The sequence below is a fragment of the Pararobbsia silviterrae genome, assembly GCF_003628125.1.
In the GTDB taxonomy this organism is placed as follows: domain Bacteria; phylum Pseudomonadota; class Gammaproteobacteria; order Burkholderiales; family Burkholderiaceae; genus Pararobbsia; species Pararobbsia silviterrae.
Genome location: NZ_RBZU01000001.1, coordinates 289,865 through 305,911 on the forward strand (window position 1 = coordinate 289,865; position 16,047 = coordinate 305,911).

11 protein-coding genes and 1 tRNA gene are annotated in these 16,047 nt (G+C 63.8%); 5 read left to right on the top strand and 7 right to left on the bottom strand.

Annotated features, from left to right (window positions below; all coding sequences use genetic code 11):
* Window positions 1-35 precede the first annotated feature (35 nt).
* The 4 genes from htpX to def form a co-directional block, all read right to left on the bottom strand.
* Window positions 36-896: a zinc metalloprotease HtpX gene (htpX, locus tag D7S86_RS01245; RefSeq protein WP_121082396.1), complete on the bottom strand. Its 861-nt coding sequence runs from the start codon at window positions 894-896 to the stop codon at window positions 36-38.
* Between the two features lie 288 nt (window positions 897-1,184).
* Window positions 1,185-1,904 (bottom strand): LysE family translocator, encoded by a 720-nt coding sequence (locus tag D7S86_RS01255; RefSeq protein WP_121082402.1) that lies wholly within the window; start codon window positions 1,902-1,904, stop codon window positions 1,185-1,187.
* Window positions 1,905-2,186: 282 nt separating this feature from the next.
* A complete protein-coding gene (fmt, locus tag D7S86_RS01260) occupies window positions 2,187-3,176 on the bottom strand; it encodes a methionyl-tRNA formyltransferase (protein WP_121082405.1) in 990 nt (329 codons plus the stop codon).
* The gene (def, locus tag D7S86_RS01265; RefSeq protein ID WP_121082407.1) at window positions 3,176-3,679 is read right to left on the bottom strand and encodes a peptide deformylase; all 504 of its coding nucleotides are present in this window, start codon (window positions 3,677-3,679) and stop codon (window positions 3,176-3,178) included. The genes fmt and def overlap by 1 nt, the downstream gene beginning before the upstream one ends.
* Before the next feature lie 470 nt (window positions 3,680-4,149).
* Here def and dprA point away from each other — a divergent pair, with 470 nt between their 5' ends.
* The 4 genes from dprA to D7S86_RS01290 all read left to right on the top strand — a co-directional run bounded on the left by dprA (window position 4,150) and on the right by D7S86_RS01290 (window position 11,157).
* Window positions 4,150-5,568, top strand: a complete 1,419-nt coding sequence (dprA, locus tag D7S86_RS01275; protein ID WP_121082413.1) for a DNA-processing protein DprA — start codon at window positions 4,150-4,152, stop codon at window positions 5,566-5,568.
* A 403-nt stretch (window positions 5,569-5,971) separates the two neighbouring features.
* Complete coding sequence (locus D7S86_RS01280; protein ID WP_121082415.1) at window positions 5,972-6,349, top strand: thioredoxin family protein; 378 nt, start codon at window positions 5,972-5,974, stop codon at window positions 6,347-6,349.
* Between the two features lie 292 nt (window positions 6,350-6,641).
* Window positions 6,642-9,386, top strand: coding sequence for a DNA topoisomerase III (locus D7S86_RS01285; RefSeq protein WP_121082418.1), 2,745 nt, complete (start codon window positions 6,642-6,644; stop codon window positions 9,384-9,386).
* Between the two features lie 748 nt (window positions 9,387-10,134).
* Window positions 10,135-11,157, top strand: coding sequence for a D-2-hydroxyacid dehydrogenase family protein (locus tag D7S86_RS01290; RefSeq protein WP_121082421.1), 1,023 nt, complete (start codon window positions 10,135-10,137; stop codon window positions 11,155-11,157).
* A 556-nt stretch (window positions 11,158-11,713) separates the two neighbouring features.
* On the opposite strand, the gene D7S86_RS01300 is transcribed toward D7S86_RS01290, so the two are convergent.
* Window positions 11,714-12,583, bottom strand: coding sequence for a patatin-like phospholipase family protein (locus D7S86_RS01300; protein ID WP_121082426.1), 870 nt, complete (start codon window positions 12,581-12,583; stop codon window positions 11,714-11,716).
* Window positions 12,584-12,753: 170 nt separating this feature from the next.
* Here D7S86_RS01300 and D7S86_RS01305 point away from each other — a divergent pair.
* Window positions 12,754-12,829, top strand: a tRNA-Lys gene (locus tag D7S86_RS01305).
* Window positions 12,830-13,027: 198 nt separating this feature from the next.
* Here D7S86_RS01305 and D7S86_RS01310 read toward each other — a convergent pair.
* Both D7S86_RS01310 and D7S86_RS01315 read right to left on the bottom strand, forming a co-directional pair.
* A complete protein-coding gene (locus D7S86_RS01310) occupies window positions 13,028-14,905 on the bottom strand; it encodes a methyl-accepting chemotaxis protein (protein WP_121082429.1) in 1,878 nt (625 codons plus the stop codon).
* Window positions 14,906-15,213: 308 nt separating this feature from the next.
* Window positions 15,214-16,038: a LytR/AlgR family response regulator transcription factor gene (locus D7S86_RS01315; protein WP_121082432.1), complete on the bottom strand. Its 825-nt coding sequence runs from the start codon at window positions 16,036-16,038 to the stop codon at window positions 15,214-15,216.
* Window positions 16,039-16,047: the final 9 nt, after the last annotated feature.

Below are 16,047 nucleotides of genomic sequence, written 5' to 3' on the forward strand. Positions count from 1 at the left end.
ATCAAGCCGCTCCGCCTCTCACGCCGAACAAGCCGTCATAGATCGTATCGGCCCGTGCGCGCCATCTCCATGAGCCGCGCGACGCGCTCTTCGGTGCTTGGGTGCGTCGAAAACAGATTCGCGACGCCGCGTCCGGACAAGGGATTCATGATCATCATCTGTGCCGTCGCCGGATGCGCTTCGGCCGTCGGGAACGGCGTGCCGCTCGCATAGCGGTGGATCTTGTCGAGTGCCGACGCCAGCGCCTGAGGGTCGCCCGACATCTCGGCGCCGCCGCGATCCGCCTCGAACTCGCGTGCGCGGGAAATCGCCATCTGAATCAGGCTCGCGGCGATCGGGGCGAGGATCATGACGGCGATGCCCGCGATCGGGTTCGCCGGGCGTCCTTCCGAGTCGCGGCCGCCGAACAGGAACGCGAGATTCGCGAGCGCGGAGATCGCACCGGCCATCGTCGCGGAGATCGTCGAGAGCAGGATGTCGCGATGTTTGACGTGGGCGAGTTCATGCGCCATGACGCCGCGCATTTCGCGCTCGGACAGTACGCGCAGGATGCCGGTGGTCGCGGCGACGGCGGCGTGTTCGGGATTGCGGCCCGTCGCAAACGCGTTCGGGGCGGCTTCGTCGATCAGGTAGACGCGCGGCATCGGCAGGCCCGCGCGTGTCGCAAGTTCGCGGATCATCCGATAGAACTGCGGCGCGCTCGTCTCGTCGACTTCGCGCGCGTTGTACATGCGCAGCACCATCTGATCGGAGAACCAGTACGAGAAGACATTCATCGCCAGCGCGATGCACAGCGCGACGACCATGCCGCGATGACCGCCGAGCACGCTGCCGATCACGATGAACAGCGCGGTGATCGCCGCCATGAGCATGGCGGTCTTGACCCAGTTGAACATGGACGTTGCCTCGCGGGAAGCTCGATTTGAAAGGAGATTGTTAGATTTGGGTTGCCGGCGGAAATTCAAGGCGCCGGATCGATCGTGCCGACTCGATTCAAGCACGCGTTTCTGAGCGGATCATGATGCCGCGACCCAAGCGATTCGATTTCGCAAAGCGAGCGCGCAATGCAGACGTCAGGCGCCGGATCCTCCGCGTCGCGCCGCCGCGCCGCCGTGCGTTCGTGCCGCGCAGGCCGTCCCTGTGCAGCGCTGCGCGACACGCCGCGTGACCGGGCTTTCTCGCGTTCAACGATGCAGGGCCGCGAGCCGCATACCCAGGCCGATGAATGCCGTGCCGACGACCCGATCGATCCATCGACGCACGGCGGGCCGGCCGCGCATGCGTTCCGTGACCGAACCCGCGACCCATGCGACGCCGCCGTTCCAGACGGTACTCATGAGCACGAAGACGGCGCCGAGCGCGAGAAACGCGAGGGTCTTGTGGGGGCTCGCGGTGCTGACGAACTGCGGAAAAAACGAGACGAAGAACAGGATCACCTTCGGATTCAGGACGTTCGTCCAGAAACCCGAGACGAAGATCGATCGAAGCGGCCGCGCGGGCTTGATCTCGGCCGTCGTCGATGACGGCGCGGGCGCCGGCGCACCGGGGTCGTGTTTTGCCGCGTGTTCGGCCTGCGTCGCGGCGATGCGGGCGCCGGCATTCGCCGCGGGGGCGGTCTTGTGAGCCAACAGCAGCCGGACGCCGAGATAGATCAGATAGATCGCGCCCGCGATCTTGATGACCGTGAAGGCAGCTGCCGAGGCCGCGAGAATCGCGGTCAGGCCGAACGACACCGCCAGCGTGTGAACGATGCATCCGGCCGAGATGCCGAGCGCGGATACGATGCCGGCCTTGCGTCCTTGGCTCACGCTGCGTCCGACGATAAACGCCGTATCGGGGCCCGGCGTGATGTTCAGCAACAGCACGGCGACAACGAAAAACGGAAATGAGGTAATGCCTAACATGGGCGACTCCAGACCAGCGCTGCGGCGCCTGCACGACGAAACCGCTTCATTGTAGAGCGATGCAGCACGATCGCGGCGGGCCTTCACGGCCTGGTGGGCGCTGCAAGGTTTCGCGCGGCATGGCTTGGCGGACATGCGCGGCCCGGGCCCGACTCGACACAGCCCGGCCCGACACAGCTCGATCCGACACAGCTCGATCCGACACAGCTCGATCCGACTCAGCTCGATCCGACTCAGCTCGATCCGACTCAGCTCGGCGCGAAATGTGAGCGCTTGCTCTCGTCAGGAAGCGCTATGTGTAAGCGTTTGTCCCGATCGCAGGTCGACGCCCGCGAGAAAATCTCGTGCGGACAGACGCTTGCCGCCCGGCTTTTGCAATTCGGTCACGCGCAGCGTACCCTCGCCGCAGGCGACGACAACGCCCTGGGTGTCGGCCGAGACGATCGTGCCCGGCGCGACGGCGCCGACGTTTTCCGGCGCGTTGACGAGGTCGGCCGACCAGAGCTTGAGCGTCGTGCCGTTCCAGTGCGCGATCGCGCCCGGAAATGGATCGAAGGCACGGATCTGCCGTTGCAGGGCGCGCGCGGACCGAGTCCAGTCGATCGCGGCCTCTTCCTTTGAAATCTTTTGCGCGTACGTCGCGCCGTCGGCCGGTTGCGCGCGCGCCGCGAGCGCGCCGTTCGTCTCGAGTTCGACGAGCGCGTCGACGATCATCTTTGCGCCGAGTGCGGCGAGCGTGTCGTGCAGCGTCGTGTAGGTGTCGCTTGCGCCGATCGGCACGGCCGATTCACGAATCATCGGGCCCGTGTCGAGCCCCGCGTCCATCTGCATGATCGTGATGCCGGTTTGCGCGTCGCCCGCCTCGATCGCCCGATGGATCGGCGCGGCGCCGCGCCAGCGCGGCAGCAGCGACCCATGGATGTTCAGACAGCCATGCGGGGGGATATCGAGCACTTCCTGGGGCAACAGCAGGCCGTAGGCCGCGACGACCATGACGTCGTGCGGCGTCGATTTGAGCGTGTCGAGCGCCGCCGCGGCTTCGGCCGGGTATTTGCCTTCACGACGCAGCGACGGCGGTTGGCAGACCGGGATTCCATGCGCGAGCGCGGTCTGCTTGACCGCGCTGGCCGCGAGCTTCATGCCGCGGCCGGCGGGACGATCGGGTTGGGTGAGCACGAGCGGCACCAGAAAGCCGGCCGCGACGATGGCTTCGAGTGCTGCCGCCGCGAAGTCGGGGGTGCCCGCAAAGATGACGCGCAACGTATGGGCCATCAGGCGGCCGCGGTCTGTTTGCGCATCTTCGTCTTGATCCGCGTCTGCTTGAGCGGCGACAGATATTCGACGAACACGCGGCCCATCAGGTGATCCATTTCGTGCTGAATGCAGACCGCGAGCAGTCCGTCGGCGTCGATTTCAAACGTTTCGCCTTTCTCGTTGAGCGCACGCACGCGCACGTGCTCGGGACGTTCGACCTTGTCGTAGATGCCGGGTACCGACAGGCAGCCTTCCTCGTACTGCTGCTTTTCGTCGCTCGACCAGACGATTTCCGGATTGATCAGCACGAGCAGTTCGTCGTGCGACTCCGAAATGTCCATGACGATCACGCGTTCGTGGACGTCGACCTGTGTCGCGGCGAGACCGATTCCGGGCGCGGCATACATCGTTTCAGCCATATCGGCGACGAGCTTGCGGATGCGGTCGTCGACCTGAGCGACGGGTTTCGCGACCTTGTGCAGGCGCTTGTCCGGGTACTGAAGAATATTGAGCAATGCCATATCGAAATCCGTGCGAAATCTAAGTCGGCCACGCCGTCACCGGAGCCGCGTCCCGCGACTGGCCGTTTGGCCGAATTGTCGCGCGCGGTCGGCGCCCAGCAGAATATGAGGACGATTTCCCCGGATTCAATGCAAATAGCCGCGCGATCGCGGCACCTTGAGCGAAGCTGCGGTGATCGGGGCGGTGGGCGCCAACTGCAAGAGATGGATGAATGGCTGAAGTCTAGCACAGGGCCGAGAGCCCCGTCTGACGGGCGTTGCGGGCGAATTTCCCGGCCGTCTCGCTTGGCTGGTCGGTGGAGCGGCGCGGACAACGCAGGTGGTGCAAACCGCGTCGGCGATGACACAACCAAGCCAACCGACACAACCGACACAACCGACACAACCGACACAACCGACACAACCGACACAACCGACGCGGGCCGACCGAGATTTCCCCGTCGGGTTCGCGAACGACGCTGGAGCGCGCAATGACATCAGACCCCAAGCGGGACGAGACGCATCGACCGAAATCGCCCTCGCACATCCGCGCGCAGCGTCTCGACCCGGACGAGCTTCATGCGTGGTTGCGGCTCGCATGGACGCCGCAGCTTGGCCCGATTCGGATCCGTCGATTGCTCGATCGATTCGGCTTACCCGTTCATATCGTGAATATGCGACCCGCGGCGCTCGAACCTTATATCGGGCGCGCCGTTGCCGATTATCTCGTCGGACCACACTCGGCGGCGTTCCTTGCCGATGTCGACCGCGTCTCGGCGTGGCTCGCCGAGACGCGCCATCATCTCGTCGTGCTCGGCGATCCCGCGTATCCGCCGGCGCTGCTCGAATCGCCGGATCCGCCGCCGCTCCTCTTCGTCAAGGGGCGGCTTGAACGGTTGCATCCGGGGCCTGCCGGGGAGCCGGCGATCGCGGTGGTCGGCAGCCGGCGCGCGACGCACGCGGGTCGGGTTCAGGCCGATAAATTCGCGCGCGCGTTGGGTGAGGCGGGCGTTACCGTGATTTCGGGGCTGGCGATGGGGATCGACGCCGTGGCCCATGCGAGCGCGCTGTCGACGCCCGGAGGAACGGTCGCGGTCGTCGGGACGGGCGCGGATCGTATCTATCCGCATGAGAACATCGATCTCGGCGAGCGCATCGGCATCGACGGCGCGATCGTTTCCGAGTGGCCGCTCGGGACGCCGCCCCGGCCCGCGCACTTCCCGAGACGCAACCGGGTCATCGCCGCGCTGGCCAAGGGGGTGCTCGTCGTCGAGGCGACGCCGCACTCGGGGTCGTTGATCACGGCGCAGCTTGCCGTGGATTATGGGCGCGATGTCTATGCGATCCCGGGCTCGGTCGAGGCGTCCTACAAACGCGGCTGCAATCGGCTGATTCGAGAAGGCGCGATGCTCGTCGAGTCGCCGGTGGATCTGCTCGCCGCGCTCGGACTCGTGTGTCCCGAGGCCGAAGTCGCCTCCGGGTGTGGAAAGGCCCAGCGGCGGAGTCGCTCGCGCTCACGGCATGCGCAGCGCCCGCGGCATTCGCACAATGCTTCGAACACGCCGAACACGCCGAATACGCCGAATACGCTGAACTTGCAGGAAGAGCAGCAAGAGCAGCAAGAGCAGCAAGAGCGAGACGGCCGGCGCGCGTGCGTTGATTCGCCATCGTCCACGATTCGAGGACGCGGGTTTGGCGCGTGTCCGTCGCGTCTGTCACGCGCGTCGGGCCCATCGCGTGCGGTCGAAGCGGTCTGGGAGGCGCTCGGACACGATCCGACGCCGCTCGATGTGCTGATCGCGAGGACCGGGTTCGACGGCGCCGCGGTTCAGGCTGCGGTGCTCGCGCTCGAACTCGATGGGCGGGTCGAATGGCAGTCGGGCTGTGCGCTCGTGAGGACAGGCGCTTGAGGAGCGACGCAGCGAGACGCGATGCCCACCACCGTCAACCCGCATCACGGACCTGCATCGGCCGATCCGATTCTGCAGGGCGCGCGACGCGACGTCACGCGACGCGGTGTGCATGTGCGCTGGAGCCCGCGAACGCGATGCGCTTCGACATCACGCCGGCGCGAAGCTCGACCGAATGTCGAAGCGGGCGTCGGCGCGGGGTCGATGATCACGGCCCCCGTCGGACACCCCCAAAGAATGTCGACAAGCCGCCGATAACCCTGATAGGGGCATCGATCACGCGGTCACGCGCGGCATGCTACATTCGGTTCGATTGGTGCTCGCTTGGGTGCGTGTGCTGCGCCGCACCGTTTCGCGCAACGCGGAACGACGGCCAATCGCGGTTTCAGACATTTCAACACGTATGGCGATTCTCGACCTCGATACCGACGCAGAAACGATTGCGTCGCGACTCTCCGATCCGACAACGATGCTTGTCGTGTGCCTGTGCGCCGAGTGGTGCGGCACCTGTCGCGAGTATCGGGCCATGTTCGAGACGCTCGCGCGCTCGCATCCGGCCGCGTGTTTCGTATGGATCGACGTCGAGACGCACTCGGAGTTCGTCGATGAACTCGATGTCGAGAATTTTCCGACGATCCTGATCGAAGATGGCGTGGCCACGCGATTTTTCGGAACCGTGCTGCCGCAGCCTCGAATCGTCGAGCGCATGCTCGAGGAATTCTCGAACGACGGCGGGGCGCTCGGCGGACTCAAGCTGCGTAAGGCACTCGCCGCAGCCTAGATCGCGCGCCCAGGCGCGTCGACGGGCGCGCCGTTTGGCCGGTGCTTGGCGGCCACGACGTCGCGTTCGCGCGCGTCCCTGCTTGCGTGGCCATCGGGGCGGCCCTAAGATGGCCGCCGCATGGCAGGCCCGAGCCCGCCGCCGACCACGACTGGCGCACCCTTTGCTTGACGAGCGCGCGACGGGGCAAGGACGGGGCAAGTCGAGACCGCCCCTGGTTCTCGGCGAACGGTGTGCTATAAAGCGTTCGTCTCACAGTCAACCTCTTTACAGGCCACACCACTGAATCGTCATGGGAAAAGCACTGATCATCGCCGAGAAGCCGTCGGTTGCGAACGACATCGCACGCGCGCTGGGCGGCTTTACCAAACATGACGAGTATTTCGAGAGTGACGACTATGTCATCTCGTCGGCTGTCGGCCATTTGTTGGAAATCGCCGCGCCGGAGGAATACGACGTCAAACGCGGCAAATGGAGTTTCACGAATCTGCCCGTGATTCCGCCGCATTTCGATTTGAATCCGATTGCGAAAAGCGAATCGCGACTCAAGGTGCTGACGCGCCTGATCAAACGCAAGGACATCGACCGCCTGATCAACGCATGTGACGCGGGGCGTGAGGGCGAGCTCATTTTCCGGCTGATCGCGCAGCATGCGAAGGCCAAGCAACCCGTGCAGCGCCTCTGGCTCCAGTCGATGACGCCGCAGTCGATTCGCGAAGGGTTCGCGAGCCTGCGTACCGACAACGAAATGTTGCCGCTGGCCGATGCCGCGCGCTGCCGTTCGGAGGCCGATTGGCTCGTCGGCATCAACGGCACGCGCGCGATGACCGCGTTCAACAGCAAGGGCGGCGGTTTCTTTCTGACGACCGTGGGTCGCGTCCAGACGCCGACGCTGTCGATCGTCGTCGAGCGCGAAGAGAAGATCCGTCGCTTCGTGTCGCGCGACTACTGGGAGGTCAAGGCGAACTTCGTTTGCGCGGCGGGTTTCTACGAAGGCCGCTGGTTCGATCCGAAGTTCAAGCGCGACGAGTTCGACCCCGAGAAGCGCGAATCGCGCCTCTGGAGCCTTGCCGCCGCCGAGTCCGTGGTCGCGGCGTGCCGCGACAAGCAGGGCACGGTGACCGAGGAGTCGAAGCCGTCGACGCAGATGTCGCCGTCGCTGTTCGATCTGACGAGTTTGCAGCGCGAAGCGAATGGCCGATTCGGTTTCTCGGCCAAGAACACCTTGGGCCTCGCGCAAGCGCTCTACGAAAAGCACAAGGTCCTGACGTACCCGCGGACCGATTCTCGCGCGCTGCCCGAAGACTATCTCGATACCGTCAAGGGCACGCTCGAGATGCTCAAGGGCTCGAACAACTACCTGCCGTTCGCGAAACAGGCGCTCGACAAGGGCTGGGTCAAGCCGAACAAGCGCATCTTCGACAACTCGAAGATCAGCGACCACTTCGCGATCATTCCGACGCTGCAGGAGCCGAAGAACCTGTCGGAACCCGAGCAGAAGCTTTACGACCTCGTCGTCAAGCGCTTCCTCGCGGTGTTTTTCCCGGCGGCCGAATTTCAGGTCACGACGCGGATCACCGAAGTGGTCGGTCATTTCTTCAAGACCGAAGGCAAGGTGCTCGTCAATCCGGGCTGGCTGCAGATCTACGGCCGCGATGCCGCGGGCGACGACGCGAACCTCGTGCCGGTTGCGAAGGACGAGAAGGTTCGCACGGAGTCGATTGCCGCGCATGCACTCGTGACCAAGCCGCCCGCGCGCTATAACGAAGCGACGCTGCTCTCGGCGATGGAGGGCGCGGGCAAGCTCGTCGAGGACGACGAGTTGCGCGAGGCGATGGCGGCCAAGGGACTCGGTACGCCGGCCACGCGAGCGGCGATCATCGAAGGTTTGCTCGCGGAAAAGTATCTGCTGCGCGAAGGACGCGACCTGATTCCGACGGCCAAGGCGTTTCAGCTCATGACGTTGCTGCGCGGGCTGGGCGTCGAGGAGTTGACCGCGCCCGAGCTCACGGGCGAATGGGAACACAAGCTGGCGCAGATGGAGCGTGGCCTGTTGCCGCGCGACGCCTTTATGCGCGAGATCGCGCAGATGACGCAGACGATCGTCAAGCGCGCGAAGGAATACGACTCGGACACGATTCCGGGCGACTATGCGACGCTCGAGACGCCGTGTCCGAATTGCGGCGGTCAGGTCAAGGAGAACTATCGCCGCTTCGCGTGCACGAAGTGCGAATTCTCGATCACAAAGGTGCCGGCGGGGCGTCAGTTCGAGATCGCCGAGGTCGAGGAGTTGCTCGGCAAGAAGGAAATCGGCCCGCTGTCGGGCTTCCGCAGCAAGATGGGCCGGCCGTTTTCGGCAATTCTCAAGCTCACGTTCGACGACGAGATCAAGAACTTCAAGCTTGAATTCGACTTCGGCCAGGACCAGGGCGGCGAGGATGGCGAGGCCCCGGATTTCTCGACGCAGGAGCCGGTCGGCACGTGTCCGAAGTGTGGCGGGCGCGTGTTCGAACTCGGGATGAGCTATGTCTGCGAAAACACGACGACGAGTCCGAAGTCGTGCGATTTCCGCTCGGGCAAGGTCATCCTTCAGCAGGAAATGTCGCGTGAGCAGATGGCCAAGCTGCTCAACGAGGGGCGTACCGACTTGCTGACGGGCTTCAAGTCGTCGCGGACGGGACGCAATTTCAAGGCATTCCTCGTCAAGCAGAAGGACGGTTCGATCGGTTTCGAGTTCGAGAAGAAGGAGCCGAAACCGGGCAAGGACGGCGCCGCGTCGAAAACGGCCGGCAAGGTGGCCGCGAAGTCCGCGCGATCGGATGATTCAGCGGAATCCGACGGCGACGCCGCGCAAGGTGCGGAGGCCGTGTCGGCGCCCGCGCGCAAGACGGCAGCCAAGACGGCGGCCTCGAAGACCCCGGCCAAGTCGACGACAACGGCCGCGAAGTCGGGCGCGACCAAGACGGCGGCCTCGAAGACCGCCGCCACCAAGGTCGCGGCGAAGAAGGCGCCGCGCAAGGCGACCGAGTCGACCTGATCGGCGTGGGCGCCCGCGACCGGGGGCATACGCTTGCGTTGCCCTGGATGCGGATCGAATGCGCGCGTCGCGTGAAATTCCGTGCGAGTCGATCGAATCGACCCGATCGGGGTGGGCGCCCGCGTCCGGGGGCGTACGCCAGCGTTGCCCGGATGCGGGATCGAATGCCTGCGTCGCGTGAAGAGGTCGTGCGATTTGATCGAGCCGACCTGATCGGCGTGGAAGCCGGCGTCCGGGGGACATACGCTTGCGTTGGCCTGGATACGAATCGAATGCCTGCGTTGGGTGACAAGATCGCGCGAGGCTTTCGAGTCTGCTGATCGGCGCTTGCATTCGACCGGGCCGTGCGTTGTCTCGTCGGCTCAGGCTCCCGTTTCGCATCCGGCCTCGCTTCGGCGATTGGCGAAACCCGCGAAATGACCGAAGTGCGCGCGCCATGCGTCTCTGTCGACGTGGTGCCCTACGGCCCCCTCGCGGGTTCGCGTGCGCGCCGCTGCATGATGACGGCGCTGCCAGTTTGATCGCCCCTCCGTGCGTTTCAACCGTTTGGGCACGATGCCGACGCTCGCTCGCCGAGCCGTCCGCCGCGGATGCCTGATGCCAGGCCTGATTCTTCGGATGCCTTGCGGCCTCAAAAACTTGCGTGAGCCGTTGACGAACTGTTACAACTACAAGGCAAGCGCGCTCGGACACGCGCTGGGTCTATCGTGTTCAATGGCGATATATGCCTGCCTCGAATCCAGTAAAGATGAAAATTGCCATTCTCGACGACTATCAGGACGCAGTCCGTAAGCTTGACTGCTTTTCCTTGCTCGCCGATCACGACGTCAAGGTGTTCAACAACACGGTGCGCGGGATCGGTCAATTGTCGAGCCGGCTTGCCGAGACGGAAGCGCTGGTGCTGATTCGCGAGCGCACGCGCGTGACGGCGCAGTTGCTCGACAAGCTTCCGAAGCTTCATGTCATTTCGCAGACGGGCCGTGTCGGGAGCGGACATATCGATATCGACGCGTGTACCGAACGCGGCATCGTCGTTCTCGAGGGCAGGGGGTCGCCGGTCGCGCCGGCCGAATTGACGTGGGCGTTGATCATGGCCGCGCAGCGGCGCATTCCGCAATATGTCGCGAACCTCAAGCAGGGCGCCTGGCAGCAATCGGGTCTCAAGACCTCGTCGATGCCGGCGAACTTCGGCCTGGGTCATGTGTTGCGCGGGCAGACGCTTGGCATCTGGGGTTATGGAAAGATCGGGCAACTCGTGGCCGGATATGGTCGTGCTTTCGGGATGAAGGTGGTCGTCTGGGGCCGTGAGCATTCGTTGACGGCGGCGCGCAAGGATGGCTACGACGTTGCCGAAAGTCGTGAGGCGCTTTTTCGGGAGTCCGACGTATTGACCGTGCACCTGCGGCTGCATGACGACACGCGCGGCATTATCAATCGCCACGATCTCTTGCAGATGAAGCCGACGGCGTTGTTCGTGAACACGAGTCGCGCCGAGTTGCTCGAGGAGAACGCGATCGTGAGCGCGTTGACCGAAGGGCGGCCAGGGATGGTCGCAGTCGACGTGTTCGAGAGCGAGCCGATCCTGCAGGGACATAGCCTGTTGAGGATGGAGAACGCCGTGTGCACGCCGCATATCGGCTATGTCGAGCACGAGAGTTACGAACTGTATTTCAGCGTCGCGTTCCAGAACATTCTCGACTATCTCGACGGCAAGACCGAAAGTGCCGTCAATCCCGAAGCCTTGAGCAAGCATCGTCGCGCGAGGACGTAGAGGGGCGCGGGGTGCGGGTTGGGTTGCGAGAGGACGGTGCGGTCGGCCTGTGAGCTTCGGTCGCTGTCGTTCGCGCGGTATCGGTCGAGGTGCGCTTGCCGTTCGATGGCAGGTCCGATTGACGCTCGAATCGAAGCCTTGTTGGCTCGCTCTGCCGAGGCTTCTCGCGAGGCCTGTCGAAGACCCGGCCGAAGTGCTCGCCGAAGCCGCGACCGAGACCCGGGGTAAAGTTTCTGTCGAAGTCCCTGTCGAAAGCCCAACCGAAGTCCCGATCGACGTTCCAACCGAAGCCACGGTCGAAGCGCTAACCGAAGTCCCGACCTAAGCGTCGGCGGAAGCCTCAACCGAGGTCCCAACCGGAGGTCCCAACCGAAGCTACGGTTTTAGCGGAAGTTGCACGCCATGGCATCAGCAGGTGCGTGCGCGATTCGGTACGGCGAGCCTCGATGGAGGCCCGGTCAGCGTAGGGCGATCATGCGGCGATATGTCATTGTCGAGCGCACGTATCGGCGTGTGGCGACGTGTTCGAGCGATCGTGTGGTGCTTCGTCGCGGCGTCAGTGTGCGAGCGTCGACGCGATGAAGTCGGGCGCGCGTTCGATGAAGGCGTCGCCGTCGCGGCGGCCGAGGTCATAGGCGTGCTGCATCTGCTGGGGGCTCGTGTAGTCCCAGCTCGAGATCGGCACCTTGCTTGACGGTTGCACGTAGAGTCGGTGCTGGAGTTCGTGATTGATCACGAACATCTGCGGGCGAGGATAGCGGCGCGTGACGAGCACGAGCACCATGCCGGGCGTGTCATCGAGCCCGTCGACGGGTACGTTGTCGACCATGCCGCCGTCGAGCACGGGTTTGCCGTCGCGACGCAGCACGGGCGTGAACGGTGGCGTGCAGGACGACTGGAGCATGAGGTCTGCGAGGTGTTCGACGCTCGGGCAGTCCTGGACGCGAATGAATTCTCGATGAAAGCCGATCTGGCGACCGAGTGTCGGGTGGAGCGTCTTGCGGATGTGTTTTTCGATGTTGTACGCGATCAGTGCGGTCATGACGCCCGAGCGCGCGCCGAGCCAGCGTGGCAGATGCGAAATGCCGACGCGGATTTCAGGAGCGCGCTGGAGCATCTCGAAGGGCTCGCCGTAGATGTCGAGCAGGGCTTGTCGATAGATCTTGTAGTGCGGAAAGATGGGCTTGCCGCGTGCGATGAGGTTGCCCCAGTAGACGTTTTTCTTGTTATGACGGAGCGCGTCCTGGTAGTAGTTCATGACCCATTTCGAGTCGCGCGTGAACAGCATGCAGGCGGTTGCCGCGCCGGCCGAGATCCCCGAGATCAGACGCGGTTTGAGGTCGAAGCGGGCGGACACGACGTTCCAGAACCCGGCTTGCCACCAGCATCGATTGCCGCCGCCGGCGAACACAACTTGATCGAACATCCTGAATCCCTGGGAGCAAAGGCGAGGCAATATGGCCTCCGAGGCTCCGACAATACCGCGTCGGCCCTGATTTGACGGGCGAGGACGGGCTCTAGGTGCAGAAATATCGGAATTTTTTCGAATAGAGGTGGCGCACTGCAAAAAAGCTGTGCTATAGTTCGGCCTCTGTTGGGGCGTTAGCTCAGTTGGTAGAGCAGCGGACTCTTAATCCGTAGGTCGAGTGTTCGAGTCACTCACGCCCCACCACCGAATTCGAAGGGCCTAGCGCACGCTAGGCCCTTTTCTTTTGCGAGGCCGTTTCGCTCGACGGCACGCCCTCTTCTCGCTCCGCAATCCAGGCCCTCGCTCCGCAATTCACGCCTTTGCTCCGCAATTCACGGACATCGATATCGACCGACATCGACGCCGTCGCACTCGACGGCGCCGACTCGAACGCGGCACACGTCACACCGCCCCTGCCTCCTCCACCTTGAACACCGCCATCAACTGACTCAGCTCCGCCGCCTGCTGTCTGAGACTTTCGGCCGCGGCCGCACTCTCTTCGACAAGCGCCGCGTTCTGCTGCGTCATCTCGTCAAGCTGCTGGACCGCATCGCCGATCTGGTCGATGCCCGAGCTCTGCTCGAGACTCGCCGTCGCGATCTCGTTCATCATCGTGCTGACCCCCTGCACCTGCGAAACGATCTCGCTCATCACCTCGCCGGCCTCGCCGACGAGACGCGAACCCACTGCAACCGTCCCCGCGCTGTGCTCGATCAACGTCTTGATCTCCTTCGCCGCCTGCGCGCTACGCTGCGCAAGATTGCGCACCTCCGACGCGACCACCGCGAAGCCCCGCCCCTGTTCTCCCGCCCGCGCCGCTTCGACCGCGGCATTCAGGGCGAGAATGTTCGTCTGGAACGAAATACTGTCGATCAACACGATGATTTCCGAAATCTGCTTCGACGCATCGTTGATCTGCTCCATCGTACTCACGACCTGCCCGACCACCTCCCCGCCTCGCCCCGCCGTCCGTGATGCATCGGTGACCATCTGCGCGGCACTCCGCGCCGTTTCCGTGTTGTTCTTGACCGCCGCCGTGATCTGCTCCATCGACGACGCCGTGCGCTCGAGGTTGCCCGACTGCATTTCGGTCCGCGCACTCAAATCCGCATTGCCCGTCGCGATCTGCGACGAGCCGGTCGCAATCGACGCCGACGCCCCACGCACCCGATGCACCAGCGTCGACAACGACGACACAAAGCGATTGAACGCATCGGAGAGCTGACTGATCTCGTCCTCTCCCTCAACCGTCATACGACGCGTGAGGTCGCCGTGCCCGCTCGCGATCTCTGACAACAACGTCGCCGCGCGCCGGATCGGCGCCGAAATCGCACGGCCGACAAATACGATCACAAGCAATGCGACACCCAATCCCACCACCGCCGCCAACACCGAAACATTGCGAATCGCCCGCGTCACCGGGCCCAGCAACTCCGCCTCCGGCGCCTCGACGACGACATACGCATTGAGCTCGGGAATGAACGACGTCGCGATGAACCGCGACCCGCCCGCGCTCTTGTACGCCATGTACGCGTACGGCTGTCCCGCAAGCAACGTCGCTTGCGCGCTGTCCGGCATGCCCGGGAAATCCTTGAGGAAATGCTTGCCGTCGATCAGCGACGTATCGCGATGCATCATGAGCGCGCCGTCAGGCCGCACGAGATACGCGAAGCCGGTCTCGCCGATCTTGTACGTCGCAATCCCCTTCGCAAGCGCATCGACGGACAAGCTCATGCCCGCCGCGCCGATCGCTTCGCCCGCGCTGTCTTGCACACGCGCGTTAATGAACATCATGTAGCCGCCGAGCCCCACGTCGTGGTCCATATTGACCTCGAACGGCTTGCCCGTCGCAAGGAACGCGCTCAACCACCGATCGCCGTCGCCGATCTTGCGCAACAAACCCGACTCGGAATAATAGTTGCCGCTTTTCGTCGAGACCCACTGCACGGACGCGGCATGCTGCTCGGCCTTCATCTGGTTCGCGAGCTGCGTCCAGATCCGTGTGCCCGCGTCCGGCTCGCCATCGGCCTCCCATTGCTGGAGGAACGCATCACCCGCCACCGCGCGCGAAGCCGCAATGGGGCCCGCAAGCTGACGCTGCACATCCGCACGAATCCCGTTGACCGCCGTCGGCAATTCCTCTTCGACGACACGCGTCCGCATCGTGTCACCGATCAGCCAGACACTCAGACCACTCGAAATGGCGACGAACACGAGCAGGCAACTTGCCATGCTCATGATTAATTTGTTTTGAATCGACAGCTTTTGCCAGATACGCATTCGAAAATCCTTGAGAGTTGCCGGGCCCTACGCATCTCTCTATCGGCAAAATGCACCCATCCCTAAGGCCGTCACCGGTGATATCGATGCAAATATTCGCTATTTGCGCGCCGATATAATCGCGTCACCAACCGTAATAAAAATAAATTCACTTAGAAACATGGGGTTGCTGATTTTTGTTGTGCTGACAAACATGTCAGTTTAATGGCAATGGCGATTCAGGCGGCGGTCGATATTGCCCCTTTTAGGCAACGATGCCGATTGAATGGATGTCGAAAGCCTTTCCGGACTGGCGATTCAAGACACGCTTACAAGGCTTTGAATCGGTCCATATAGAGGCGGCTCACGGCAAGCTTCGCCGGATGTCGGCGCAGGCTCAATGTGAGCTTGCCTGTTTCGTCGCGCGATGCGCTCGCGATCGCGTCGGCGCGCACGATGGTGCCGCGGTGGATCTGCCAGAACCGCGCGGGGTCGAGTCGCGGCAGCAGTTCGCGCAGCGGTGTACGGATCAAGTGCTCGCGATCTTCGGTCATCACGCGCACATATTTGTCCGCGGCCTCGAAATAGATGACCTCGTCGATGGCGATCATCGTGATCGTATTGCCCGCGCTGGCCTGAATCATCCGCAGGGGTTCGACGGCCGACGCCGCGCCCGCCGTGCGATCCGCCGTGCCGAGCAGGCCGCGCAATCGATCGATCATCGGTTCGAGCGCCGTATCCATGCCCGAGCCGACAGTCCGCGCACGCGCGCGCAGCGCGTTCTGCAAACGCTCGCACGTCCTCGCGAGACGCTCGGGCTGCACGGGTTTGAGCACGTAGTCGAGGGCCGCGCGTTCGAACGCATCGACCGCGTACTCGTCGAACGCCGTGACGAATACCAGCAGCGGCATCGGTCGACCGGTATCGGGCCAGTCCTCGATCAGCGCCTGCGCCGCGTCGAGGCCGCTCATGCCCGGCATCCGGATATCGAGAAACACGATGTCGGGCTGGGCGTCGAGGCTGCGTTCGAGTGCCGACGCGCCGTCGCCGACGCATGCGACGATCTCGAGGTCCGGCCACCGGCGCATCAATTCCGCTTGCAGGTTCGCGGCCAACAAGGGTTCGTCTTCGGCAATCAAGGCGGTCGCGTGCATGAAGTCATC